Below are 23,927 nucleotides of genomic sequence, written 5' to 3' on the forward strand. Positions count from 1 at the left end.
CGGATGCCGCGTACAGAGCCTGTGAGGAGGCGCAGATGCCCATTCTTCCGAGCATCTCAGGACCCCGAGATCTGGACGCCCTGTCCACTGAGCAGCTGATCGAACTCGCTGCGGAGGTCCGCGACTTCCTCGTGGAGAACGTGTCCCGCACGGGCGGCCACCTGGGGCCGAACCTGGGTGTCGTCGAGCTCACGATCGCACTGCACCGGGTCTTCTCCTCGCCCGACGATCCGTTCATCTTCGACACTGGTCACCAGTCGTACGTACACAAGCTGCTCACAGGGCGGCAGGACTTCTCCGATCTCCGGGTCCGCGGCGGTCTCGCAGGGTACCCGCAGCGCAGCGAGAGCCCGCACGACGTCGTCGAGTCGTCGCACGCCTCGAGCTCGCTGAGCTGGGCCGACGGCGTCTCTCGCGCTCTCACCGCGACCGGTCGCGCCGACCGCCATGTTGTCGCCGTGGTCGGCGACGGCGCCCTCACGGGCGGCATGACGTGGGAGGCGCTGAACAACATCTCCGACGACAACGACCGCAACCTCGTGATCGTCGTGAACGACAACGGGCGCTCCTACGCGCCGACCATCGGCGGAATGTCCCGCTACCTCAACCGCGTGCGCACCGCGGCGGCGTACAAGGACCTGCACCGCAAGTCCGACCGCCTGTTCCGGGCCTTCGGGCCGGTCGGTCGCGCGGTGTTCCGCGGCGTGCGCGGCGGAACGCACGGGTTCCTCTCCCGCTTCACGAACAACGAGGCGCTCTACTCGAACCTCGACATCAAGTACCTCGGCCCCGTGGACGGACACGATCTGCCGGCGCTGCTGGAGACGCTCGAGCTCGCGAAGTCGTACGGGGCCCCGGTCATCGTGCACGCGATCACCGAGAAGGGCAGGGGCTACCAGCCGGCGCGTGATGACGAGGCCGACCAGTTCCATGCCGTTGGCAGGATCGATCCGGCGACGGGGGAGACGCTCTCCTCCGGCGGGCTGGGGTGGACCGATGTGTTCTCGAAGGCTCTCGTCGATGTGGGCGAGCGCCGGAGCGACGTCATCGCCATGACGGCCGCGATGCTTCGCCCCACGGGCCTCGCCCCGTTCGCCGAGCGCTTCCCCGATCGCGTGTACGACGTCGGCATCGCCGAACAGCACGCGGTGGCATCCGCCGCGGGTCTCGCCTACGGCGGCCTGCACCCGGTGGTCGCCGTGTACGCGACTTTCATGGGACGCGCATTCGACCAGGTCCTGATGGACGTCGCTCTCCACCGCGCGGGCGTCACGTTCGTGCTGGACCGCGCAGGCGTCACAGGACCCGACGGGCCCAGCCACCACGGCATGTGGGATCTCGCGATGCTGCAGATCGTCCCGCACATCCGTATCGCTGCTCCCCGCGATGCCGCGCGCCTCACAGAGGCGCTGGAGGAAGCGGTCCTCGTCGACGACGCCCCCACGGTCATCCGTTTCCCGAAGGGTGAGGTCGCCCCCGACCTCCCCGCGATCGAGCGTCTCGACGACGGCGTCGACGTGCTCGCGAGGGGCGAATCGGAAGACGTCCTCCTCGTCGGCATCGGCCCGTTCGCCGCGCTCGCGATGGACGTCGCCGCACGCCTCAGGGCGCAGGGCATCGGGGCCACCGTCATCGATCCGCGCTGGGCGATCCCCGTGCAGCCCTCGGTCATCGAGCTGGCCGCGCATCACCGTCTCGTGATCACGCTGGAGGACGGCATCCGCGTGGGCGGGATCGGCACCCGCGTGCGTCAGGTGCTGCGCGAGGCCGGGATCGACACGGCCGTGGACGAGCTGGGGCTTCCCGACGAGTTCATCGATCACGCCTCGCGCGAGCAGGTGCTGGCGGATGCCGGCCTCACCGCGCCGAAGATCGCCCAGGACGTCGTCGCGCAGGTGCTCGGCACCCGTATCCCCGTCGCCCGCAACGCCGGTGAGACCGGAGCGATCGACCTTCCGCTGCACGAACGGCACTGATCCCGGCTAGGACGTGCTCCCGGCCGCACCGCCCTCGGTGTGCGGTCGCTCTGTGCGGTGCTCCGTCCGACGTCGATCCGCGAGCAGGAGCCGGCGAGCGGTGCACCACCAGCCGAGCGGAACCGCGAGCGACGCAGAGACGGCGGGGACGAAGAGTACGTAGTCCCATATTGAGCGGATCGGGGTGAACACCTCACCGCCCCGCAGCAGCGCGATGTATACGAGGCCGATGGCGATGCCGAGCGCTGTGTAGACGACGATGTGCACCCAGAGCCGTCGGCTACGCGACAGAGCGCGCCCGAGAGGTATCGCCAGCATGACCCCCACGGGCATGACGATGAGAGAGATCGTCCCTCCGATCACGAGTGCGCAGAAGGCGGCGAACAGGAACACGTTGATGTTCGAGGGAGACGTCTCGACGCCATCCGTGAGATCGAGGGCTGTGCACCAGACGCCGATGCCTATGACGAGGAAGACGAGGAAGATCCACCACACGTCGATGCCGCCGCGCAGCGCTTCACGGTCCGTGAACGCCATCGGTCTCGCCTGAGTGCGCGGAGGGATCCCGTCCTTCTTCGCGATCATGGGCGCACCTCGGCGACCGCATCCTGAATGCTCTGCACTCGCGCCGCTTGAGAGCGAGTTCTGCTGTCTTCGAGCAGGGCGCGCCACGCTGTGTACCACCACCCCAGCGGTACCGCGAGCGCCACAAGCACGGCCGGGAACGCGAGCGGTGCGCCGAATACGCCCACGCTCTGAGGAATCTGCATCAGCAGGAGAACGAGGATGTAGGTCTTGCCGACTCCGACGCCGAAAGCCGTGAAGATCGCCACGTGAACGCGCAGAGATGCCTCGTGGCGCAGCAAGGATCCGAGCATATGCGCGAGGAGTGTCCCAAGGACCGTCACGAGAGCGGAGACGATGCCGCCGATGATGAGTACTGCGGCGTCGACGATGAGGACGCTGGGAAGAAGGGTGCCCGGCGAACCCCAGCCGGGGAAGGACGAATACGCGGCTGCGGTGATCGTCGTGGACAGAAGCAGCGTGGTCATGAACATCACCCATGCGGAGACGGCGCCTCGTACGAGCTCGGCACCAGTGAACGCCATGGGTTCCGCCGGTGTGCGAGGCGAGCGCTGCACCGATTGCGGGGTCATGATCGGACTTCCGCGATCAGTGTCAGAAGCTGCATGGTCGCTCGATGCAGTCCTGGCACCCGCACGAAGGGCAGCGCGACGCTCAACAGCCGCAGGCCGGCGTCGAGCAGCCGTGTCGTCTGCTCGTGCGACGGAGAGGTGTCGTACGTCCAGCGGAGCACAAGCGCGAGATAGCCCACGAACAGAGCTTCCGGCAGGAGCGCCGCCACGTCGGCCGGAAGGCGGTGCTGTGCGCCGTCGATCGCCTCGCGGAACAGCCCGATCGTGATGGCCCGCGCCTCCTCCGATTCGGCAGCGAGCGGGTTGATCGGCGAGTCCGGGGGGATCATCGCCGTCAGGAATCCTGCGGCGCTGCGCTGGTACGGAGTCAACGTGGACAGTCCGGATTCGAGCACCAGCCGTAGACGATCCACGAGGCCGTGCTCTCCTGAAAGAGCCGCGCGCGCCGCCGTTGCGTGCTCTTCCTGCACGCGCCGGTACAGCTCCTGGACGAGATGATCCTTGGAGGGGAAGTAGTAGTAGGCGTTTCCCGCCGAGACTCCGGCCTTCTCGGCGATCAACCGCATCGTGGTCTCGGCGTATCCGCGCTCTGTGAACGACTCGACCGCCGCCGCGCTGATCCGCGCCTTCGTACGCGCGCTCTTCGACATCGGCGCTTCAGTTTCGAACATGTTCAAAACTGTACGCCGCCGTGGCGGAGTCCGCCAGTGGGCGCCTCAGTTCAAGGCGTGCAGAGCGGCGACGGCCTGGGCGCCGCGGTCTCCGTCGCGCATGGCGGTGGAAAGAAGATAGCCGTCGGTGAGCGCGTCGCCCGTGACCATCACGCGGACGAGCTCCACGCCGCAGGCTCGACGGATCTCGTCCGCGCTGGCGGCGATCACCCTCGTGTTGATCTCGTCGTTGTGGGGCAGCTCCGCCCCGTCGAGACCGCGGATCACGTCACGCAGCGCGGCGCCGACGATGTTGGACGCACGTTCCTTGACGTTGACGACGTCGAGCTCGAAGACCCGCATATCTCGTCCGGTCGGTATGGGGCGCCACTCGAACGACGCGTGCACGCGGTGCTGGTGTCCGCCGGCGCCGGTCATCTCGCGCGCGGGGAGATCGGTCGCACGGCAGCGCACGTCGATGAGCTTGTACCAGTAGAACAGCGGGAAGGCGCCGTGCGAACCGGGATCGAGCACGACCACTTCGCCGACGGCCCCACGCCGGTTGGCCGGGCGACGCTGCGGACGATTGCGGATGATCGGCTTGCCGTTGCGCGTGCGGATGGCGGCCCAACCCTCGTCGACGGTGACCACGAAGAGCTTGAGGAGAGCCGGAAGGACCAGGAGTGTCGTGAGGATCGCCGTGCCGGTCTTCAGCAAGCCCGACATCCCCTTGCCGCCCAGCATCGTGAAGAGCATGTCCATGACACCACTGTGCCGCGTCGTGTCGCAGCAGATCGCCTCCGAAGCGCGTGCGGCGGGTGAGTTCATGCGCTGTTCGTCGGCCGTTCGCCGGAGTGCCCCGCAGCGGTTACGCCCCGGCCCTGATCGGCCGCCGCGTGGCCTCAGCCGAGGTCGGCGAGAGTACGCGCGACCAGCTCCTCGACGGCCGGGAGGCAGCGTTCCCGGTCGGCGTCGACGAGTCCGATCCTGGTCCGCCGATCGAGCACGTCCTCGGCCGTCATCGCGCCCTCGCTGCGCACGGCGAACTCCACATCGGCTCGTGTGAGACCGGTGATCTCGTCGAGGGGTTCCCGACCGGCCACGGTGCGCTCCACCAGACGCAGCGATGCGGTGCGACTCGACGGAGCGCTCAGCTTTCGTGACGAGACGGCGAGGTCGACGGCATCCTCGGCCATCCGGCGGTAGGTGGTCAGCTTGCCGCCCAGAACCGTCACGAACCCGGCATCCGACGCCACGACGAGATGCCGTCGGGAGACGTCGGAGGTGGCGTCTGCACCGCTGTCGACCAGGGGCCTGAGGCCCGCGAACGCTCCGCGCACCTGATCGCGCCGGACGGGCACGGCGAGGACCCGATTGAGAGTGCTCAGGAGGAAGGCGATCTCGGGCTCGGTGGGCTGGGCGACGGTCGGCACCGGCCCTGGCGCGTCCTCATCGGTGAGGCCCACGATCACCCGTCCGTGCTGCTGCGGCAGGGCGAACACGTATCGACTGATCGACCCCTCGTGCGGGATCGTGAGCGCCGCCGTGGGGGAGCCGAGGTCAGAGGCATCGAGGACGATGTGCGTGCCACGGCTGGGGCGAACGCTGATCGCGCCGTCGAGGGACTCCGCCCAGACGCCGGTCGCATTGATGACGGCGTGCGCCTTGATCTCGAGCCGTTCGCCTGACATGGCGTCCTCGGCCGTCGCGCCGTCCCCTCGCAGCTCGATCGCGCGCACGCGGGTCAGGATGCGCGCTCCGAGGCATGCAGCGGTGCGCGCGACCGTGGCGACCAGGCGGGCGTCGTCGACGAGCTGCCCGTCGTACGACAGCATCCCGCCGCGCAGCCCTCGGGGGTCGAGGGCGGGAGCCAGGCGATGCGCCGTGCGCGCGGAGACGAGCCTCGGGGCGGGGAGCACGGTGCGCGGTGTGCGGGCGCGCATCCGCAGCAGATCGCCGAGACCCATGCCGACCGCCCCGGCCGCGCGCTGGCGGAGAGCGACCCCCGGACTGAACGGCAGGAGCTGTGCCAGGGGGTGGATCAGATGCGGAGCGATCGTCGTCATCAGCAGGTGCCGTTCGAGAGCGCTCTCCCGGGCCGTCGCCACATCTCCGGTCGCGAGATAGCGCAGTCCGCCGTGCACGAGCTTGGAACTGAACCTGCTCGTGCCGAAGGCGAGATCCTCGGCCTCGATCAGCACGACCCTGAGGCCGCGGGAGGCCGCGTCGAGGGCGGCGCCGACGCCGGTGATACCGCCGCCGACGACGAGCACGTCCGCGGTGCCGTCGGCCGCCCTGGCGAGATCGATCCTGCGCCGAGCGACGTTGAGAACCGTGGGGTCCGGAGTCATGGCCGGAGCAGTCCGTCGAGCGCCGAGCGCAGTTCGCGCTCCCAGGCGGCGTCGGAGATGAGCTCGGACACTGTGCCGTGCGAGAGAACCGCCGACTGGGCGATGAGGAGCAGCATCACGGCGATCTCCAGAGGTTCACCGTGCCGTACCGTCCCTCCGACCTGTGCGGTGCCGATCGCCGTGGCGAGCCACTGCAGGATCATCCTCTGGCTCGACCCCACGCGCTGCAGTGTGTAGCGCGTGAACGCCTCCGGCTCGTCGGCGAGGAGACGGCCGTAGACGGAGTCGGAGCGGAACAGCGCGGTGAATCGCAGGACGTCGTCCACCAGATCGGCACGTGTGCGCGCATGCTCGGGAAACGCGTCCAGGATGCCGCCCACGCGGCGCAGCAGGGCAGCGCGGACGACATCGTCGGCGTCGCTCCAGCTGCGGTAGATCGTCGGTCGGCTGAGATCGGCGCGGCGGGCGAGCTCGGCGATCGTCACGCCGTGCACGCCCCTGCGCTCGATCAGCGCATCGGCGGCGTCGAGAATACGCACTTGCGTGGTGTCCCACATCACTTGACGTTCTTCCATGATGTGTCACACTGTAACGCATGAGCCCAGAAGATGGCAGGGTCGAGGACGACCCGTCGATGAGATGGAACGGCTGGGGCGACCCGGCGAAGGCGAAGGACCTCCCGCTCGCGGTGCGCACGCTGCTGCCCCTTCTGCTCGGACGCATCCGCAAGCCCGAGCAGGCCGCCGCCCTCGGGGAGGTCGTGCTCGGCTCCTCCGCACTCGACGACGACGATCTCGCCGCCTTTCAGGCAGCGGTAGGGGAACAGCACGTCGACCGTTCCGACGAGGCGCGCATCCGCCACGCGGGAGGACGCTCCACGCCCGATCTGCTGCGGAGGCGGCGGATCGCTCAGGATGCGCCGGATGCGGTCATCCGACCCGCCGATCACGACGAGGTCAGCGCGTGCCTGCGCGTGGCTGCCGATCGCGGCGTCGCGGTGATCCCGTTCGGCGGAGGAACCAGCGTGGTCGGCGCCCTGGACCCCGAGCGCGGACGACACCACGCCGTCGTCAGCCTCGACCTGCGCAGGCTCAGCGGGCTCGTCCGGCTCGACGAGGTCAGCGGCGAAGCGGTCCTCGCGGCGGGCACCACCGGTCCCGAGGCGGAGGCTCTGCTGTCCGCTCACGGCCTCGAGCTGGGCCACTATCCGCAGAGCTTCCGCTACGCCACGATCGGCGGCTTCGCCGCGGCGAGGTCATCCGGTCAGAACTCCGCGGGCAACGGCCGCTTCGACACCATGGTGACCGGCATCCGCGTCGCGACGCCGACCGGAGACATCGCCCTCGGCCGCTCGCCTGGTTCTGCCGCCGGGCCCGATCTGATCAGGGTCTTCCTCGGATCGGAGGGCATCTTCGGCGTGATCACCGAGGTGGCCGTGCGCGTGCATCCGATTCCGCGTGATCGCGTCTTCGAGTCGTGGTCCTTCCCCGACTTCGTGAGCGGCGCCGAGGGGCTCCGCCACGTCGCCCAGCACGGGAACGGGCCGACCGTCATCCGCCTCTCCGACGAGGCGGAGACCGCGGTGAGCCTCGCTCAGGTCGGGAAGATCGGGAAGGCGCTCGCGAAGGGCGCCAGCGTCGTCACCGTCTACGAGGGCGACGACATCGCGGAGCGCCGGTCCAGGGTCAGCGCTCTGCTCGCAGCAGCAGGAGGCGTCTCCGCGGGCGAGGGAGCGGCAGAGGAGTGGCTGAAGGGGAGATTCGACGGACCGTACCTGCGCGATTCGCTCCTGGACGCCGGCGTCTTCTGCGAGACGCTCGAGACGGCGACGACCTGGTCGAACCTCTCGACGCTGCGATCGGCGGTCGAGGCCGCCCTGAAGGACGGCTTCGCGCAGGCAGGGGCCAGGTCCTACGTCATGTGCCACGTCTCGCACGTCTACCCGACGGGGGCATCGCTGTACTTCACCGTGCTGGCCGGCATCCGCTCCGACCCGCTCGCCGTATGGGATCCGGTCAAGGCGAGCGTCAACGACGCCATCCTCGCCGCGGGGGGCACCATCAGCCATCATCATGCGGTCGGGCGGGACCACGCCGCGTGGCTGGAGCATGAGATCGGGGAGACCGGCATCCGCATCCTGTCCGCGATCAAGCGGGAGCTGGATCCCTCGGAGATCATGAACCCGGGCGCCGTGATCCCGATCGAGCGGACGCGCTGACGTGGCCGAGCACATCGCCGTGCTCGCGAATCCGTTCTCGGGCAAGGGCCGAGGCAGGCGGGCGGCGGAAGCTGCGGTCGCGCACCTGCGCGATCGTGGCGCCGACGTGCGGGCGTACGCGGGCGGCTCAGCCGCCGACACTCATCGGCTCGCCGCAGCTGCCCTGGCCGACGCCCCGCGGGCGCTCGTCATCGTCGGAGGCGACGGCACGCTGTCGGGAGTGCTCGACGAACTGTGCGCGGCATCCGTTCCCCTCGTGCTCGTCCCGGCCGGGACGGGGAACGACCTCGCACGGGCGCTGGGGCTGCCGCGCGGAGACGCCTCGGCCGCGGCGGAGCTCGCGCTGACCGGGGTACAGCGTCCCATCGACGTGGGCGTCGTCGCCACCAGGGACTCGACGCGTCGGTTCCTGACGATCGCCGCACTCGGGTTCGACGCGAAGGTGAGCGATCGCACGAACCGTCTGAGATGGCCGCACGGCGCCCTGCGCTACTACCTCGCGCTCCTCATCGAGCTCGCGCGTCTGCGTCCGATGGACTTCCGCCTATCCGTCGACGGCGCCGACCCCGAGCACGCTCCGGGAACGCTGATCGCGGTGGGGAGCACGTCGAGCTACGGCGGGGGGATGCCGGTGTGCGCGGGCGCCATCCCCGATGACGGGCTCCTGGACGTGGTGCAGGTCGCGCCGATCGGTCGGATGAGGCTGCTTCGACTGTTCCCGCTGCTGCTCCAGGGGCGGCATCTGGATCGTCGAGAGGTGAGGCACCGTCGCGCGAAGACCGTGTCGGTGTCCGCTCCCGGACTCGTGGTCTATGCCGACGGAGAGCGGATCGGCGAGGATGAATGCACCATCTCGCTGATTCCGGGCGCGCTCACGATGCTGGTGCCGAGGGAGAACAATGACTGAGTTCGACGAAGACGTCGTCATCGTGGGGTCCGGGTTCGGAGGCTCCGTCGCCGCACTGCGGCTGGCGGAGAAGGGCTACCGGGTTCGCGTGTACGAGGCCGGCCGCAGATTCGAGGACGAGGACTTCGCGAAGACCAGTTGGAACGTGCGGCGGTACCTGTGGGCGCCGGCGTTCGGATGCTTCGGCGTGCAGCGCATCCATAGGCTGCCGCACGTGATGATCCTGGCCGGCGCCGGGGTCGGCGGCGGGTCGCTCAACTACGCGAACACGCTGTATCAGCCGGGCGCGAGCTTCTTCCAGGATCCGCAGTGGCGAGGCATCGCCGACTGGGAACGGGAGCTCTCCGCGCACTACGCGACGGCGAAGCGGATGCTCGGCGTCGTCGAGCACTATCCTCACACCGGTCCCGTCGAGCGGATCATGGCCGGGGCCGCGGAAGACCTCGGCGTGGGAGACACATTCCGGCGCGCGCCCGTCGGCGTCTGGTTCGGGAAGCCGGGGGAGCGCACCCCCGATCCGTTCTTCGACGGGGAGGGTCCAGAGCGCACCGGATGCACGCTCTGCGGGAACTGCATGGTCGGATGCCGGGTCGGCGCGAAGAACACGCTCATGAAGAACTATCTCGCTCTGGCCGAGCGCCGCGGCGTCGCGATCGAATCGCTGCGGACGGTCATCGACGTGGCCGAGCTGCCCGGCGGAGGGTTCGCCGTCACGACCCAGCGCAGCGGCGCGTGGCTCCGACGAGGACGGCGGACCGTGACGGCCAGGCAGGTGGTGCTCGCCGCGGGCACGTGGGGGACGCAGCAGCTGCTGCACCGCATGAAGGAGTCGGGCTCGCTGCCGCGGATCTCGGATGCCGTCGGGCGCCTCACCCGGACGAACTCGGAGGCTCTCGACGGAGCGATAGCGACGAAGGTCCCCGAATCGCTGGAACTGGCGCGAGGGGTCGCGATCACCACGTCGTTCCACGTGGACGACCGCACCCACGTCGAGAACGTGCGCTACGGCCCCGGCTCGAACCTCATGGGCGCTCTCGCCACAGCTCTGGTCCCCGGCGATCGACGGCTCGGTGCTCGGCTGACGAACCTCGCGGCACAGGTGCTCCGTTCGCCGGTGCGGCAGTTCCGACTCGGCAACCTTCGGCGCTGGAGCGAGCGCGGCATCATCGCTCTCGTCATGCAGACGGCCGACAACTCGCTCACGCTGTCTCTGCGCCGCCGCTTCGGCAGACTGGTGATGACCAGTGAGCAGGGCCACGGCGAACCGAACCCGAGCTACCTCCCGCAGGCGCACGCAGCGGCCGCGGCCATCGCCGCACGTGTCGAGCGCGACGGCGGTGAGCCGGCCGAGGCCCGCGGCTCCTGGCCCGAGGTCTTCGGCATCCCGCTCACCGCGCACTTCCTCGGCGGAGCGGTGATCTCCTCGTCGCCGGAGGAGGGCGTCATCGACGCCTACCATCGTGTCTGGGGTCACCCTGGTCTGCACGTCGTCGACGGCTCCGCGGTCCCCGCGAATCCCGGGGTGAATCCTTCGCTCACCATCACCGCCCTCGCCGAGCGGGCTCTGTCGTACTGGCCGCGTGCGGGCGACGACGATGTGAGGCCGGTCCAGTAGGAGCACGCCACTGCACGCGTGCCTGGCGAGGCGTGCAGGGATACGCGAAACGCCTCATCCGACGTATGACGTCGGATGAGGCGTTTCGTCTCGCTTCGCTCGCTCAACGACCGGGGGTCAGCGGGCTTCGACACCCCTGATCTGCGGAGTGTGGAAGGACCCGCCGAAGGCACGCTCCGAGGCCCCTTCGCGGTCGAGGTACGGCGATGCGCCGCCGTCGATGAAGGGCCAGCCCGCACCGAGGATGAGGCACAGATCGATGTCCTCGACCTCGGGCACCACGCCCTCGTCGAGCATGAGCTTGATCTCGGTCGCCAGACCATCCTGAACACGCTGCAGGATCGTCGCTGCGGATGCGGGCGAGTTGCCCACCGCCGGCTTGAGGAGCTTCTCCGCCTGCTTGGTCCAGCCGGTCACGCGACCGCCCTTGTCCTTCTCCACGACGGCGTCCAGCGCGGCCAGCTCGTGGAAGTTCTCGTTCGCGTAGAAGCGATCGGGGAACGCGCGGACCATCGTGTCCTGCACGTGGGCGGCGACCTTCCAACCGACCAGGTCGATCAGCTGGAACGGGCCCATCGGCAGGCCGAGCGGACCGAAGGCCTTCTCGACATCCGCCACCGGGGTGCCCTCGTACACGGCACGAGCTGCCTCGCCCATGACCTTCGCGAGCAGACGGTTCACGACGAATCCGGGGGCGTCGGCAGTGAGCACCGCGTTCTTTCCCAGGCCCTTCGCGACCACGAACGCGGTCGACAGCGCGGCGTCAGACGTCGAGGGCGTCTTCACGATCTCGATCAGCGGCATCACCGCGACCGGGTTGAAGAAGTGGAAGCCCACGAGCCGCTCGGGGTGCGCGAGCTTCGAGCCGATCTCCTCGACGGACAGCGACGAGGTGTTGGTGGCGAGGATCGCGTCCTCGGCGATGATCTTCTCGATCTCGCCGAACACCTGCTGCTTGACGCCGACCTCCTCGAACACGGCTTCGATCACGAAGTCGCAGTCCGCGTAGAGGCTCTTGTCGGTGGTGCCGGTGACGAGGCCGCGCAGCTTGTTCGCGGAGTCGGAGTCCAGACGGCCCTTTGCCTCGAGCTTGCCGATCTCCTCGTGGATGTAGGCCACGCCCTTGTCGACGCGGGCCTGGTCGAGGTCGGTGATGAGCACGGGCACCTGGAGCTTGCGCACGAACAGGAGCGCGAACTGGCTGGCCATGAGGCCGGCGCCGATGATGCCGACCTTGGTGACCTTCTTGGCGAGAGCCTTGTCGGGTGCGCCGACGGGGCGCTTGGCGCGCTTCTGCACCAGGTCGAACGCGTACATCGACGCGGCGAACTGGTCGCCGGTCACGAGCTCTGCGAGCGCCTCGTCCTCGCGGGCGAAGCCTTCGGCCTTGGTGCCGCTCTTCGCCTTGTCGAGAAGGTCGAGAGCCGCATAGGGCGACTTCGGCACCGTGCCGATCTTCGACTCGAGCATGCCGCGGGCCATCTTGATCGCGATCGGCCACTTGGTGAGCCGCTCGATCTTGCCCGGCTCGTTCTTGCGCTCGACCTTCCTCCCGCCGAGGACCGCATCGGCCCAGGTCAGCGAGTTCTCGAGGTAGTTCGCCGCCGGGAAGATGGCGTCGACCACTCCCAGATCGAAGGCCTGCTGGGGCTTGAGCATCCGGTTCTGCTTGAGCGGGTTCGAGATCACGACCTCGAGGGCGTTCTCGATGCCGATCAGGTTCGGCAGCAGATAGGCGCCGCCCCAGCCGGGGATGATGCCGAGGAACACCTCGGGCAGAGCGATCGCCGCGGCGGAGGCGTCGACGGTCCGGTACGTCGAGTTCAGCGCGATCTCGAGGCCGCCGCCGAGCGCGAGGCCGTTGACGAAGGCGAACGACGGGACGCCGAGCTCGGAGAGCTTGCCGAGCACCTTGTGGCCCAGCTGAGCGATCAGGCGCGCGTTGTCTCGCGACCCGACCTTGCTGATGTCCGACAGGTCAGCACCGGCAGCCAGGATGTACTGCTTGCCGGTGATGCCGACGGCCTGGATCTCGCCGGCCGCGGCGCGTGCCTTGAGTCCGTCGAGGGTGGCGCCGAGCTCGGTGAGCGTCGCCGGACCGAGGGTGTTCGGACGCGTGTGGTCGCGGCCGTTGTCGAGGGTGACGAGAGCGAGCACCTTGCCGGAGGCGAGGCGGATGTCGCGCACGGGGGAGTGCGTGATCACCTCGCCCTCGGTGAGCGCCTGGATGGGGGAGAAGTCGATGTCTTCGTAGTTGGTCATCGCGACTTACTTCCTCTTCTTGCCGTTGTAGTGCGGGTTCTCCCAGATGACGGAGCCGCCCTGGCCGAGTCCGACGCACATCGCGGTGAGGCCGTAGCGCACGTCAGGACGCTCGGCGAACTGCGCGGCGAGCTGGATCATCAGGCGCACGCCGGATGCAGCGAGCGGGTGACCGATCGCGATCGCGCCGCCCCACTGGTTGACCCGGGGGTCGTCGTCGGCGATCCCGAAGTGGTCGAGCAGGGAGATCACCTGGATGGCGAAGGCCTCGTTGAGCTCGAACAGACCGATGTCGTCGATGGTGAGACCGGCCTTCTTGAGGGCCTTCTCGGTCGACGGGATCGGGCCGATGCCCATGATCTCCGGCTGCACGCCGGCGAAGGCGAACGACACCATGCGCATCTTGGGCGTGAGACCGAACTCCTTGACCGCTCCGCCTCCGGCGAGGAGCGACATCGTAGCGCCGTCGGTGAGGGGAGAGGAGGTGCCGGCCGTGACGCGTCCGTGGGGACGGAACGGGGTCTTGAGGGCGGCGAGGTCCTCCATGGTCGTCTGCGGGCGGCGGCCCTCGTCCTCGGTCGCGAGGCCCCAGGCGCCGTCGGCACCCTTCGTCGCGACGGACACGAGGTCGGGCTGGATCTTGCCCGCGTCGTAGGCGGCCTGCACCTTGTGCTGGCTGAGCATGCCGAACCGGTCGGAGCGCTCCTTGGTGAGGTGCGGGAAGCGGTCGAAGATGCGCTCCGCCGTCACTCCCATGTTCAGCGCGCCGGGGTCGACCATGCGCTCCGCGACGAATCGGGGGTTCGGGTCGGCGTTGCCGCCGATGGGGTGGTGTCCCATGTGCTCGACGCCGCCGGCGAGGGCGAAGTCGTACATGCCGATGCCGATCGACGCCGCCATCGTGGTGACGCTCGTCATGGCGCCGGCGCACATGCGCTCCACGGCGAGGCCGGGGACCGTCTGCGGGAGGCCGGCGAGGATCGCCACCGAGCGGCCGAGAGTGAGGCCCTGGTCTCCGGTCTGCGATGTCGCGGCGATCGCGACGTCGTCGATGCGGTCGGCCGGGACGGCCGAGTTCCGCTCCATCAGGCCGATGGTCGCCTTCACGGCGAGGTCATCTGCGCGGGTGTTCCAGTACATGCCCTTTTCGCCGGCGCGCCCGAAGGGGGTGCGCACTCCATCGACGAAGAAGACGTCCGAGATCTCGGCCACTCTGCCTCCAAGTTTGTGCGGTGACCTCAGTCTAGGAAGGCCGCGGAGGCGGGAGGAATCGGTTGGATCGAACCTACGAAGCGGGTGTGGGGGTCTCGTCGGGCGATTGACCAGCCTCTACAAAGGCGTCGGCGATCTTCTGTGCAGTCTGTGCAATCTGCCAGGGGCGCGCTCCCAGCGTGGCGAGCGCTGTGCCGATCTCTTCGACGGTCGTCCCCGGCAGATCCCACGCGATGCGACGGAGGAACTCCGGGGTGAGCAGATTCTCCGTGGGCATGCCGAGCTCCTCGGCGACGGCCTCCACCACAGGGCGTGCGGCCTTGAGCCGGGCGTCCGCCTCGGGATTGCGGTCGGCCCACGCGCGGGGCGGGGGCAGCGTGTCGCTGGGAACGCGCTCGCGCGGCAGCTCCTCGGCGGCGCGGCCGTCGACGATCGCCTGCCACCACCGATCGATCTGGGTGCGGCTGGCCCTGCCCTGGAAGTCCTTGGTGCCGGCGAGCGCCGACTTGCTCTGCGGGTTGGCGAGCACGGCGGCCACCAGCGAACGATCGGGCACCAGCCTGCCGGGGGAGACGTCCTGCTCCTGCGCGAAGGCTTCACGCGCCCGCCACAGCTCACGGGCCACCGCGAGGTTGCGCGCACCGCGCACCTGGTGGAGACCGCTCAGCCGACGCCACGGGTCCTCGCGAGGAGGCTTCGGCAGGCGGGTGATCGTGGCGGCGAACTCCTCCGCGGCGAACTCGGTCTTGCCCTGCTCCTCGAGCTCGGCGACCAGCACCTCCTGCACGTCGATGAGGTGGAGGACATCGAGTGCGGCGTACTCCAGCCACGCCGGCGGCAGCGGCCGGGTCGACCAGTCGGATGCCGAGTGCTCCTTCTTCAGGACGATGCCGAGGGTCTCCTCGACGACGGCGGCGAGGCCGACGCGTTCGTGGCCGAGGAGTCGGGACGCCAGCTCGGTGTCGAAGATCGTCGCAGGGACCAGCTCGAGCTCCCGCAGCGACGGCAGATCCTGACTCGCCGCGTGGAACACCCACTCGACGTCGCCGATCGCGGCCTGCAGCGGCGCGAAGTCCCCGATGGCAGGAGGATCGAAGAGGAAGACCCCCGCACCCCGGCGGAACACCTGCACGAGGTACGCCCGCTGGGAGTAGCGGAACCCGGATGCCCGCTCCACGTCCACGGCGACGGGACCTGTGCCCTCGGCGAGTGCGGCGCATGCCGCCAGGAACTCCTCGGAATCCGAGATCACGGAGTATTCAGTCACGTGCAGCCTTTCGCGCGCCGATCACGGCGATGCCCTCGGATCCGGGCGGAAGACCCGCCAGCATTCCGACCAGTTCGGCCCATGCCTCGACGTGCGGTCTGAACGGGCCCTCTGGAGTCCAGGACGCCCGCAATTCTATCTGTGCGCCGTCGCCCTCGACGGCGAGCCCGCCGAAACCCTTCGACAGCGTCTTGGTCGAGGTGCCGGATGCAGAGTGGTAGATCGCATCCCTCGAGTCGAGAGCATCCACCAGCCAGGACCAGGCGACGTCCGCGAGCAGCGGGTCCGTGCCGATCTCCGGCTCGAGGGGAGCCTGGGCGAACAGCACGATGCGCCACGGGCCGTCCCACGGCGCCGGAGCATCGGGATCGTGGAGGAGGACGAAGCGCCCGGTGCCGTACACCGAGTCTCCGGTGTCGTCGGGGCGGACGTCCGCGGCGAGCGCGATCGCGAACGGGGCGAGGCCCTGGGGCGTGGTGATCTCCCGAACGGCGATGTCCGCACGGAAGGCGGTCTCACGCAGTTCGGCCACGGCGGCGTCGAAGAGGGTCCCGTCATCGGGCTGTGCGGTCACGGCAACAGGCTAGAGTCAGGAGGCGATGAAGAGTCTCAGGCACGCCGTTGCGCTCCTTGTCCCCGCACTGCTCGCGCTCGGGGCTGCGGTCGCCCTGCTCGTGTTCGGCACCGCCCGTCGCGTCGTCACCCCGGGCAGGAGGCCGCTGGACACGGTCATCCGCGCTGTCGACACGGGCGCGCAGACGATCGAGCTGCAGCGGACCCTCGACACGGAGCTCCCGGGGCGCTACGGCCTGTTCACGACCGGAACCTACGGCTACGTGAAGCTGGGCGCGGTGCTCAGCGCAGATGCCACGACGGTGCGGCGCAAGCTGCTCACGCAGATCGAGCCGGGCGCCAGGGTCGACCGGGGTGCGACGTTCAGCGGCTACTACTACTCGACCCCGAGCGAACTGCACCTGCGCTGGGAGAACGTCCTGATCGGATCGCCCGCCGGTCCGTGCCCTGCGTGGTACTTCCCCGGGGAGTCGTCGACGTGGGTGATCCAGGTCCACGGGCGCGGAGCGGTGCGGGCGGAGTGCCTCAGGGCCGTGCCCGTGCTGCATGCCGCAGGGCTCCCGAACCTCGTGGTGTCGTATCGCAACGACGGCGAGGCGCCACGGAGCAGAGCCGGCGCGTATGCGCTGGGTGCTGCGGAGTGGCGCGACGTGGACACGGCGATCTCCTACGCGCTGCGCCACGGCGCCGAGCGCGTCATCCTGATGGGTTGGTCGATGGGCGGAGCGATCTCGCTGCAGACCGCGGTCAACTCGGCGAATCGCAGCAGGATCGCCGGACTCATCCTCGAGTCGCCGGTGGTCGACTGGCGCACCGTCCTGCGGTTCCAGGCGAGGGAGTCCGGACTCAGGGGGCCGCTACCGGACATGGCCATGGGTGCCCTCCAGCTCCCGCTCACCGCGCGCTTGAGCGGCGCGGACGACGCCATCTCCTTCGATCGGCTCGACATGGTGGCCAGGGCCGAGGAGCTCGACGTGCCGATCCTCATCCTGCACAGCGACGACGACGGCTTCGTCCCGTCAGACGCCTCTCACGCGCTCCAGCAGGCCCGTCCGGACATCGTGACGATGCCGCGTTTCACGGTGGCGCGGCACACCAAGCTCTGGAACTACGACCAGACGGCGTGGACGGCATCCATCACCGACTGGGTGAGCGGGAACGGCTTCAGCTCTTCTGCCTGACCTGGTTCTTGGCGCGCATCAGCATGCCCGTCATGCCGCCGATGCGCAGGGGGGAGACGAGCTTGGTCAGGCCGATCGACTGCGGGTAGTCCTCGGGGATCGAGAGGACCTCGTCGACGGTGAGTCCGGAGATCCCCTGCACCAGGATGCTGGCGAAGCCCCTTGTCGTCGGGGCCTCCGGGGGAGCGGTCGCGTGCATCGTCACGACGCCGTCGTGCACCTCGACGTAGATGTAGACGGGGGACTGGCACTCGGCGACCCGCTCGCACATCTCCGGGTGAGCGGCGACCTCGTCCGACACGGCGGGCAGCTCGTCCGCGAACTCGAGCAGGAGCAGGAGCCGATCGGGCTCCGGGGTCTCCAGAAAGGAATCGCGGATCTCGGCGAGGACGTCGGGGACGGTGCTGGTGCTCATCCCTGACATTCTCGCACCGTCAGAGGGCGCCGGGCTCTGCCCCGGTGACGATCGGCACGCGCACCGCGCTGCCCCATTCAGTCCAGGAGCCGTCGTAGTTGCGGACGTTCTCGAACCCGAGCAGGTGCGTCAGCACGAACCAGGTGTGGCTGGAGCGCTCCCCGATGCGGCAGTACGCGACGACCTGGTCGCCGTCGGCGAGACCCGCGCCGTCTCGGTAGATGGCGTCCAGCTCGGCACGCGGCTTGAAGCCGCCGTCCTCGGCGACCGCCTTGCCCCACGGCACGCTCTGCGCTGTCGGGATGTGGCCGGCGCGAAGGGCGCCCTCCTCGGGATAGGCCGGGGCGGTGGTGCGCTCACCGCTGTACTCCTCGGGGGAGCGCACGTCGATCAGCGGGTTGCCGATGTGGGCGAGCACGTCCTCCTTGTAGGCGCGGATGACGGAGTCGTCGCGCTCGATCACGGGGTACTCGGTCGCGGGGCGGACGGTGGCTTCGCGGGTGATCTCGCGTCCCTCCGCGATCCAGCGGTCGCGGCCGCCGTCGAGGAGACGCACGTCCTCGTGGCCGAAGAGCGAGAAGACCCACAGCGCGTAGGCCGCCCACCAGTTGTTCTTGTCGCCGTAGATCACGACGGTGTCGTCGCGGGAGATGCCCTTGCTGCTCAGGAGCGTCGCGAAGCCCTCGCCGTCGACGTAGTCGCGGACGACAGGGTCGTTGAGCTCGGTGTGCCAGTCCACCTTCACGGACCCCGGGATGTGTCCCGTCTCGTAGAGCAGCACGTCTTCATCGGACTCGACCACGACGAGCCCCGGATCGCCGAGGTGCGCGGCGAGCCAGTCGGTGGTGACCAGACGGCCGGGTTCCGCGTACTCGGCGAACTTGGACGAAGACGAATCGAACTCGATGGCCACAGGGATCTCCTCAGACGTTGAGCGGGCGATGACGCAGGTGCGGACGGCGTAGTGTTGAGCCGTCCCTACGACGATAGATCCCCGCTGCGCCCCCGGCACCGGATTCGTAAGACTTCGACACAGGAAAACGATGACTGACACCACCACCGCCACGGGCGTCGTGCACCTGACCGAGCGCCAGCCGACCGTCACCGGTCCCGAGATGCTCGCGAGCCTGGTGCCCCCGCCCCAGTTCGATGGAGCGACGTTCGACAGCTATCGCGCGGACGCCGCGTACCCCTCTCAGGAGGAGGCGAAGGAGACCCTGATCCGGTTCGCAGGGCGTGGTGCGCCCGTGAAGCGCGGAGGGCTGTTCAGCCGGGCGAAGAAGGAACCCGAGATCAAACCTGGCGTCTACCTCGACGGAGGCTTCGGCGTCGGCAAGACGCACCTCCTCGCCTCGATCTATCACGCGATGCCCGCGCGCAGGAAGTACTTCGGCTCGTTCATCGAGTACACCGCTCTGGTGGGAGCTCTCGGGTACAAGAACACGGTCGATCTGCTGAAGGGGGCCGATCTGCTCTGCATCGACGAGTTCGAACTCGACGACCCCGGCGACACCATGGTGATGACGCGTCTCCTCGGAGAGCTCGTCCCCACCGGGACCAAGCTCGCCGCGACCTCCAACACCCCGCCCAACGCGCTCGGCGAGGGGCGCTTCGCCGCCCAGGACTTCCTTCGAGAGATCCACGCCATGTCCGACAGCTTCGAGACGCTGCGGATCGACGGCGTCGACTTCCGCCAGCGTGCGCTCGACGGCCACGCCGTCGTGTCGTCCGATGCGGAGTACGCCGACGCCATCGCGAAGGGCGCGACCGGGGGCGCGGCATCCGACGATGCGTTCGGCGACGTCATCTCCCACCTCGCCCGCGTGCACCCCTCGCGGTATATCCGTCTGATCACGGGACTCGGGCTCGTGGGCCTTCGCGATGTGCGCGTGCTGACCGATCAGTCGGAGGCGCTGCGCTTCGTCGCCTTCGTCGACCGGGTCTACGACGCGCAGATCCCGATCGTGGCCACCGGTGTCAGCCTGGATCAGGTCTTCGCCGAGGAGATGCTCGGCGGCGGCTACCGCAAGAAGTACCTGCGGGCGATCTCGCGTCTGAACGCCCTCACCCACGCCGAACGCTGACCTGCGTAACGCGATGTTCACACGGGCGCTCAGCCTGTAACGTGCGCGCAACAAACTTCACGCATCCCGGAAATCGGGTGTCGTCACACTGAACCTCACAGTTTCCCGAATGTGAGGTTTACACATGGATGCACCCGGCAACATCTCCTGGGCGATCACAGCGACGGCTCTCGTGCTGCTGATGACGCCCGGAGTCGCCTTCTTCTACGGAGGCCTCGTCAAGGCGAAGAGCGTCGTGAGCATGATGATGATGAGCTTCGGCTCGATCGGTCTCGTCGCGGTGCTCTGGATCCTCTTCGGATTCTCGATGAGCGCCGTCGACAGCCCGACCGCCTTCGCCGGCAACCCCTTCGCCGACTTCGGCCTGAGCGCGCTGGCCAGCGGCGAGGGATCCAACGTCGCCCTGCTCGGCGTCGCGTACGGTGCGACCTTCGCGATCATCACGGTCGCACTGATCTCCGGCGCGATCGCCGACCGCGCGAAGTTCGGATCCTGGCTGATCTTCGCCGGCGTGTTCGCGACGGTCGGCTACTTCCCGGTGGCCGCGTGGGTCTGGGGCGGCGGCTGGATCATGAATCTCGGCACCACGCTGTTCGGCGAGGACAGCGGCATCGCCGTCATCGACTACGCCGGTGGAACCGCCGTGCACATCAACGCGGGTGCAGCGGCCCTCGCGCTGGCGATCGTCCTCGGCAAGCGCATCGGCTTCCAGAAGGGCATCCTGAAGCCCCACAACGTCCCGCTGACGCTCCTGGGGGCCGCCCTGCTGTGGTTCGGGTGGTTCGGCTTCAACGCGGGTGCGGAGTGGCTCGCTGAGGACATGGGCGGCGTCGGTCTGATCGGCCTCAACACGCTGGGCGCCACCGCGGCGGCGATCCTCGGCTGGATCCTCGTCGAGCGCATCAAGGACGGCAAGGCGACCTCTGTCGGTGCGGCGTCTGGTGCGGTTGCCGGTCTCGTGGCCATCACTCCGGCCTGCGCGAACCTGACGCCGGGGTGGTCGCTGCTGCTCGGCGCCCTGGCCGGCATCCTGTGCGCGCTGGCGGTCGAGCTGAAGTTCCGCCTTGGGTTCGACGACTCGCTCGACGTGGTGGGCATCCACCTCGTCGGCGGACTCTTCGGAACTCTGTACCTCGGCCTGTTCGCCACCGGCACCGGACTGTTCGTGGGCGGTGACTTCCGTCAGCTCGCCGTACAGGCGATCGCCGCGGTGGGCGTGCTGCTCTACTCGTTCATCATCTCCTTCGTGATCGGCTTCGCGATCGAGAAGACGATCGGGTTCCGCATCACGAACGAGGACGAGATCGCAGGAGTGGACCTGGTCGTGCACGGCGAGGAGGGGTACGCGCTCGCGGACGCGTGAGCGCCTACAGCATCGTCGTGCGAACGCGGAAGGGCGTCTCGGTTCCCCTGAACCGAGACGCCCTTCCGGCGTGCGCTGACGTGGTGCGGCAGCGGATAGGGTGACCCTGTGGGCAATGGCAACGGCATCCTGACCTCGATCCTGGAGATCCTCCTCAAGGCGGTGGGATCCGGGCGCAGCACGTCGCCCAAAGGTACTCCGGCACGCCCGAGGGCGCGCCTGAAGACGGATGCCGAGCGCACCGGCCCCGGGGACTCCGGGCATGTCGTCGAGCCGGGACAGGCCGCGGGCACCGACACCGTGCGCATCGATCCGGAGCGCATCCGCGACCTGCGGATCTCCTACGCGCCGGCACGTGACGGCGCTCCGGACGCCGGAGAGGTCATCTGGACCTGGGTGCCCTATGAGGAGAACGACGGCAGGGGCAAGGACCGGCCGGTGCTCGTGATCGGCCGCCAGTCATCGGACCGCGTGTACGCAGTGCGGATGACCAGCAAGGCGCACGAGCGGGACAGGGACTTCCTGTCGATCGGATCCGGCTCCTGGGACTCGCAGGGCAGGGAATCGTGGGTCGACATCGAGCAGCTGTACAGCGTCCACGAGCGCGGACTGAGGCGCGAAGCCGCCGTCCTCGACAAGGTCCGTTTCGGCCGGGTCGCCGGAGCGCTCAGCCGGCGATACGGCTGGCGAGCTGAGGGCTGAGCGCCGGGAAGGCCTGAAGCACCATCTCCACGAGCTCGCTCGCCGGCCTCGTGAGCGGATCGGTGGCGGGGATGCCGAGCTCCCCTTCGATCTCGTCGATCGCTGCGGCGAGCTGGGGAGCGGTGAGATCCTCGTGGTTGACCGTGACGCCGATCACGCGGGTGTCGGCGAACGACTCGATGAGCGCCACCTCGCTCGCGACGGACGGCATCGCGACCATCGGGAAGTCTCCGAGCGTCTTGCGGGCCGGTGCGTGCTGCACGATGACGGCTTCGGGGCGGCTTCCCCGGAGGATGTGCGCCGAGGTGAGGTACGCGGGGTGGCTGAGTGCGCCCTGTCCTTCGACGATGATCACGTCGGGATCCTCGCCCTCGAAGGCCGCGACGACCTGGTTCTCGACCTCGCCCGAGCAGAACTGCGGCACGAGCGCGTCGAGGGCGACTCCGTAGCGTCCGCCCTGGATGATCGTGGTCTGGCCGGTGCCGACGAGGACCGCCCGGATGCCGGCGTCGGTGAGGGCGCGGACGAGGAGCGTCGCGGTGGTCCGCTTGCCGATGGCGCCGTCGGTGCCGAGGATCGCGATCCGAGGGCAGGTCACATCGAAGATCCGACCGGAGAAGAGGTGCAGGTCCTTCTTGTCGCGCGGGCGGCGCACATCGGTGATGGTGACTCCTGCGGCGATGCTCGCGGAGACGAACTCGGCATCGTCGCCGAGGAACTCGTGCAGACCGCTGACGATGTGCATGCCCCGTGAGATGCCGTCGAGCAGGGCCCGGCGCACCGCGGGGGAGATGAGCCCGTCGGCGGGGGCGACACCGCAGATGAGGTAGTCGGGCACCCGCCCGGCGTTGACGATCGCCTGGGCGAGGTTCGCGAGGATCGGGATGCCGTTGTCCGCGCCGTCGAGGAACGCGCCCGTGTCCTGGAACGCGCGTGTGCTGTCGATGACGCTGAGGATCTCGTACTTCTCGGAGTGGCGCACGAGCCCGTTGGCGGTCTTGCCGTCCTGCTCGCCGAACTGTCCCTCGCAGTACACCACGGCCGTCGAACCGGCGGGAAGCGTCGCGGGGAGCGCCCAGTCGAGCGCAGAGGAGTCGATCGGGTCGGAAAGGGAATGGGCGGGCATGGCGCGCTCCTAGGATCACCCAGAGGAGGCGACGGAGAACGAAATGGCCGATGGGGGCCCGTTGGTCGACAAGAAGTCTTCCCTGACGTCGACGAGGTGCCGACCCGGTCACCGTAGCAGTCGAGCCTGGGACTACCCCGCGAACCCGGTCGACACCGTGGCGACCCCGCGCTGACGACTCATCGTCCAGACCAGTGCAGCCGCGGCGAGGAGGGCGAGCAGCAGGCCTCCGGCGGTGGCCGCGAGCTGTGCGGCGCCCCGTTCGGGAAGGAGGAATCCGTACGGGACCCATCCGTCCGTCGCGCCGCGGACGAGCGTCACGACGAGCCAGGTCAGCGGATAGGGGAGGACGATCCAGAGCCGCCGCCAGGGCAGCGGCGGCCGATCGCCGACGAGGAGCCAGTCCAGCACCAGCAGCACGGGGAACACGAGGTGCAGCGTGATGCTGACCCATGCGGGAGCGGTGCCCGTACCCGGGACGATGAGATTGTAGATCAGCGCGACGATGATCATGCCGGTGACGGCCGCGCCGCGCGCCTGCGGCATCCAGTCCGGCACCGTGCGTGTGACGGCTGCCGCAGCCCCGCTCGCGATCAGGATCAGGCCGGTCAGCAGGCTGGTGAGGTTCGTGAAGTAGCCGAAGTAGTCGAACGGATTCGCGCCCTGTGCCGGGATGCCGATCGCATACGTGTAGATCAGGATGCCGATGACGGCGGCCCCGACGAGCATGCGTGCGATGGCGACGGGGCGAGAGGCGGGGCGGATCTCGGGCACGTCCCCAGGCTATGCGGGGAGGGCGGCAATCCGTTTCCCCCTGCGCTCCGAACCAGCTGTGAGTCGCGATCCGCGGCGCAGCTAAGGAGGAATC

22 protein-coding genes are annotated in these 23,927 nt (G+C 68.9%); 8 read left to right on the top strand and 14 right to left on the bottom strand.

What is annotated here, in order from left to right; genetic code table 11:
• The first annotated feature begins 35 nt into the window (after positions 1-35).
• Positions 36-1,976 carry a 1-deoxy-D-xylulose-5-phosphate synthase gene (gene dxs / locus LC438_RS08980; protein WP_223586370.1) on the top strand — a complete coding sequence of 647 codons (1,941 nt, stop codon included), beginning with the start codon at positions 36-38 and terminating at the stop codon, positions 1,974-1,976.
• 6 nt (positions 1,977-1,982) lie between these two features.
• Here the strand turns inward: dxs and LC438_RS08985 are convergent, their stop codons facing one another.
• The 6 genes from LC438_RS08985 to LC438_RS09010 form a co-directional block, all read right to left on the bottom strand.
• Positions 1,983-2,561 (bottom strand): hypothetical protein, encoded by a 579-nt coding sequence (locus LC438_RS08985; protein ID WP_223586371.1) that lies wholly within the window; start codon positions 2,559-2,561, stop codon positions 1,983-1,985.
• The gene (locus LC438_RS08990) at positions 2,558-3,085 is read right to left on the bottom strand and encodes a hypothetical protein (RefSeq protein WP_105673074.1); all 528 of its coding nucleotides are present in this window, start codon (positions 3,083-3,085) and stop codon (positions 2,558-2,560) included. The genes LC438_RS08985 and LC438_RS08990 overlap by 4 nt, the downstream gene beginning before the upstream one ends.
• Before the next feature lie 44 nt (positions 3,086-3,129).
• A complete protein-coding gene (locus LC438_RS08995) occupies positions 3,130-3,804 on the bottom strand; it encodes a TetR/AcrR family transcriptional regulator (protein ID WP_105673075.1) in 675 nt (224 codons plus the stop codon).
• A gap of 45 nt (positions 3,805-3,849) precedes the next feature.
• Positions 3,850-4,545 carry an SPFH domain-containing protein gene (locus LC438_RS09000; protein WP_223586372.1) on the bottom strand — a complete coding sequence of 232 codons (696 nt, stop codon included), beginning with the start codon at positions 4,543-4,545 and terminating at the stop codon, positions 3,850-3,852.
• A gap of 140 nt (positions 4,546-4,685) precedes the next feature.
• The gene (locus LC438_RS09005) at positions 4,686-6,134 is read right to left on the bottom strand and encodes a glycerol-3-phosphate dehydrogenase/oxidase (RefSeq protein ID WP_223586373.1); all 1,449 of its coding nucleotides are present in this window, start codon (positions 6,132-6,134) and stop codon (positions 4,686-4,688) included.
• Entirely contained in the window at positions 6,131-6,709 is a 579-nt protein-coding gene (locus LC438_RS09010) for a TetR/AcrR family transcriptional regulator (protein WP_105673078.1), read from the bottom strand. Before LC438_RS09010 ends, LC438_RS09005 begins: the two co-directional genes overlap by 4 nt.
• 20 nt (positions 6,710-6,729) lie before the next feature.
• Between LC438_RS09010 and LC438_RS09015 the strand changes: the two genes are divergently transcribed.
• Genes LC438_RS09015 through LC438_RS09025 form a run of 3 tightly spaced genes read left to right on the top strand, consistent with a single transcriptional unit; the run spans position 6,730 to position 10,874 of the window.
• On the top strand, positions 6,730-8,352 hold the full coding sequence (locus tag LC438_RS09015) for an FAD-binding oxidoreductase (protein ID WP_223586374.1): 1,623 nt from the start codon (positions 6,730-6,732) through the stop codon (positions 8,350-8,352).
• A 1-nt stretch (position 8,353) separates the two neighbouring features.
• On the top strand, positions 8,354-9,259 hold the full coding sequence (locus LC438_RS09020; protein WP_223586375.1) for a diacylglycerol kinase: 906 nt from the start codon (positions 8,354-8,356) through the stop codon (positions 9,257-9,259).
• Positions 9,252-10,874: an FAD-dependent oxidoreductase gene (locus tag LC438_RS09025; protein WP_223586376.1), complete on the top strand. Its 1,623-nt coding sequence runs from the start codon at positions 9,252-9,254 to the stop codon at positions 10,872-10,874. The genes LC438_RS09020 and LC438_RS09025 overlap by 8 nt, the downstream gene beginning before the upstream one ends.
• A gap of 117 nt (positions 10,875-10,991) precedes the next feature.
• Here the strand turns inward: LC438_RS09025 and LC438_RS09030 are convergent, their stop codons facing one another.
• The 4 genes from LC438_RS09030 to LC438_RS09045 form a co-directional block, all read right to left on the bottom strand.
• A complete protein-coding gene (locus LC438_RS09030; protein ID WP_223586377.1) occupies positions 10,992-13,136 on the bottom strand; it encodes a 3-hydroxyacyl-CoA dehydrogenase NAD-binding domain-containing protein in 2,145 nt (714 codons plus the stop codon).
• A gap of 6 nt (positions 13,137-13,142) precedes the next feature.
• Complete coding sequence (locus LC438_RS09035) at positions 13,143-14,348, bottom strand: thiolase family protein (RefSeq protein ID WP_105673082.1); 1,206 nt, start codon at positions 14,346-14,348, stop codon at positions 13,143-13,145.
• 73 nt (positions 14,349-14,421) lie between these two features.
• The gene (locus tag LC438_RS09040) at positions 14,422-15,615 is read right to left on the bottom strand and encodes a ribonuclease D (RefSeq protein WP_105673083.1); all 1,194 of its coding nucleotides are present in this window, start codon (positions 15,613-15,615) and stop codon (positions 14,422-14,424) included.
• Positions 15,608-16,189 carry a DUF3000 domain-containing protein gene (locus LC438_RS09045; RefSeq protein WP_223586378.1) on the bottom strand — a complete coding sequence of 194 codons (582 nt, stop codon included), beginning with the start codon at positions 16,187-16,189 and terminating at the stop codon, positions 15,608-15,610. The genes LC438_RS09040 and LC438_RS09045 overlap by 8 nt, the downstream gene beginning before the upstream one ends.
• 25 nt (positions 16,190-16,214) lie before the next feature.
• On the opposite strand from LC438_RS09045, the gene LC438_RS09050 reads away from it, so the two are divergent.
• Positions 16,215-17,369 carry an alpha/beta hydrolase gene (locus LC438_RS09050; protein ID WP_223586379.1) on the top strand — a complete coding sequence of 385 codons (1,155 nt, stop codon included), beginning with the start codon at positions 16,215-16,217 and terminating at the stop codon, positions 17,367-17,369.
• On the opposite strand, the gene LC438_RS09055 is transcribed toward LC438_RS09050, so the two are convergent.
• Together LC438_RS09055 and LC438_RS09060 are read right to left on the bottom strand one after the other, a co-directional pair.
• Positions 17,353-17,784 carry a SufE family protein gene (locus LC438_RS09055; RefSeq protein ID WP_105673086.1) on the bottom strand — a complete coding sequence of 144 codons (432 nt, stop codon included), beginning with the start codon at positions 17,782-17,784 and terminating at the stop codon, positions 17,353-17,355. The two genes, LC438_RS09050 and LC438_RS09055, sit on opposite strands and share 17 nt — an antisense overlap.
• A gap of 19 nt (positions 17,785-17,803) precedes the next feature.
• Positions 17,804-18,697, bottom strand: coding sequence for a sulfurtransferase (locus LC438_RS09060; RefSeq protein WP_223586380.1), 894 nt, complete (start codon positions 18,695-18,697; stop codon positions 17,804-17,806).
• Between the two features lie 130 nt (positions 18,698-18,827).
• Here LC438_RS09060 and zapE point away from each other — a divergent pair, with 130 nt between their 5' ends.
• From zapE to LC438_RS09075, 3 genes are all read left to right on the top strand, one after another.
• Positions 18,828-19,868 carry a cell division protein ZapE gene (zapE, locus tag LC438_RS09065; RefSeq protein WP_105673088.1) on the top strand — a complete coding sequence of 347 codons (1,041 nt, stop codon included), beginning with the start codon at positions 18,828-18,830 and terminating at the stop codon, positions 19,866-19,868.
• A 124-nt stretch (positions 19,869-19,992) separates the two neighbouring features.
• Positions 19,993-21,231, top strand: a complete 1,239-nt coding sequence (locus LC438_RS09070; protein ID WP_223586381.1) for an ammonium transporter — start codon at positions 19,993-19,995, stop codon at positions 21,229-21,231.
• 108 nt (positions 21,232-21,339) lie between these two features.
• The gene (locus LC438_RS09075; RefSeq protein ID WP_223586382.1) at positions 21,340-21,933 is read left to right on the top strand and encodes a type II toxin-antitoxin system PemK/MazF family toxin; all 594 of its coding nucleotides are present in this window, start codon (positions 21,340-21,342) and stop codon (positions 21,931-21,933) included.
• Here LC438_RS09075 and LC438_RS09080 read toward each other — a convergent pair.
• Both LC438_RS09080 and LC438_RS09085 read right to left on the bottom strand, forming a co-directional pair.
• Positions 21,899-23,059, bottom strand: a complete 1,161-nt coding sequence (locus tag LC438_RS09080) for a DUF1611 domain-containing protein (RefSeq protein WP_223586383.1) — start codon at positions 23,057-23,059, stop codon at positions 21,899-21,901. The two genes, LC438_RS09075 and LC438_RS09080, sit on opposite strands and share 35 nt — an antisense overlap.
• A 132-nt stretch (positions 23,060-23,191) precedes the next feature.
• Positions 23,192-23,833: a Pr6Pr family membrane protein gene (locus LC438_RS09085; protein WP_223586384.1), complete on the bottom strand. Its 642-nt coding sequence runs from the start codon at positions 23,831-23,833 to the stop codon at positions 23,192-23,194.
• Positions 23,834-23,927: the final 94 nt, after the last annotated feature.

The organism is Microbacterium sp. OVT16B (assembly GCF_019969705.1).
Taxonomy (GTDB): domain Bacteria; phylum Actinomycetota; class Actinomycetes; order Actinomycetales; family Microbacteriaceae; genus Microbacterium; species Microbacterium natoriense.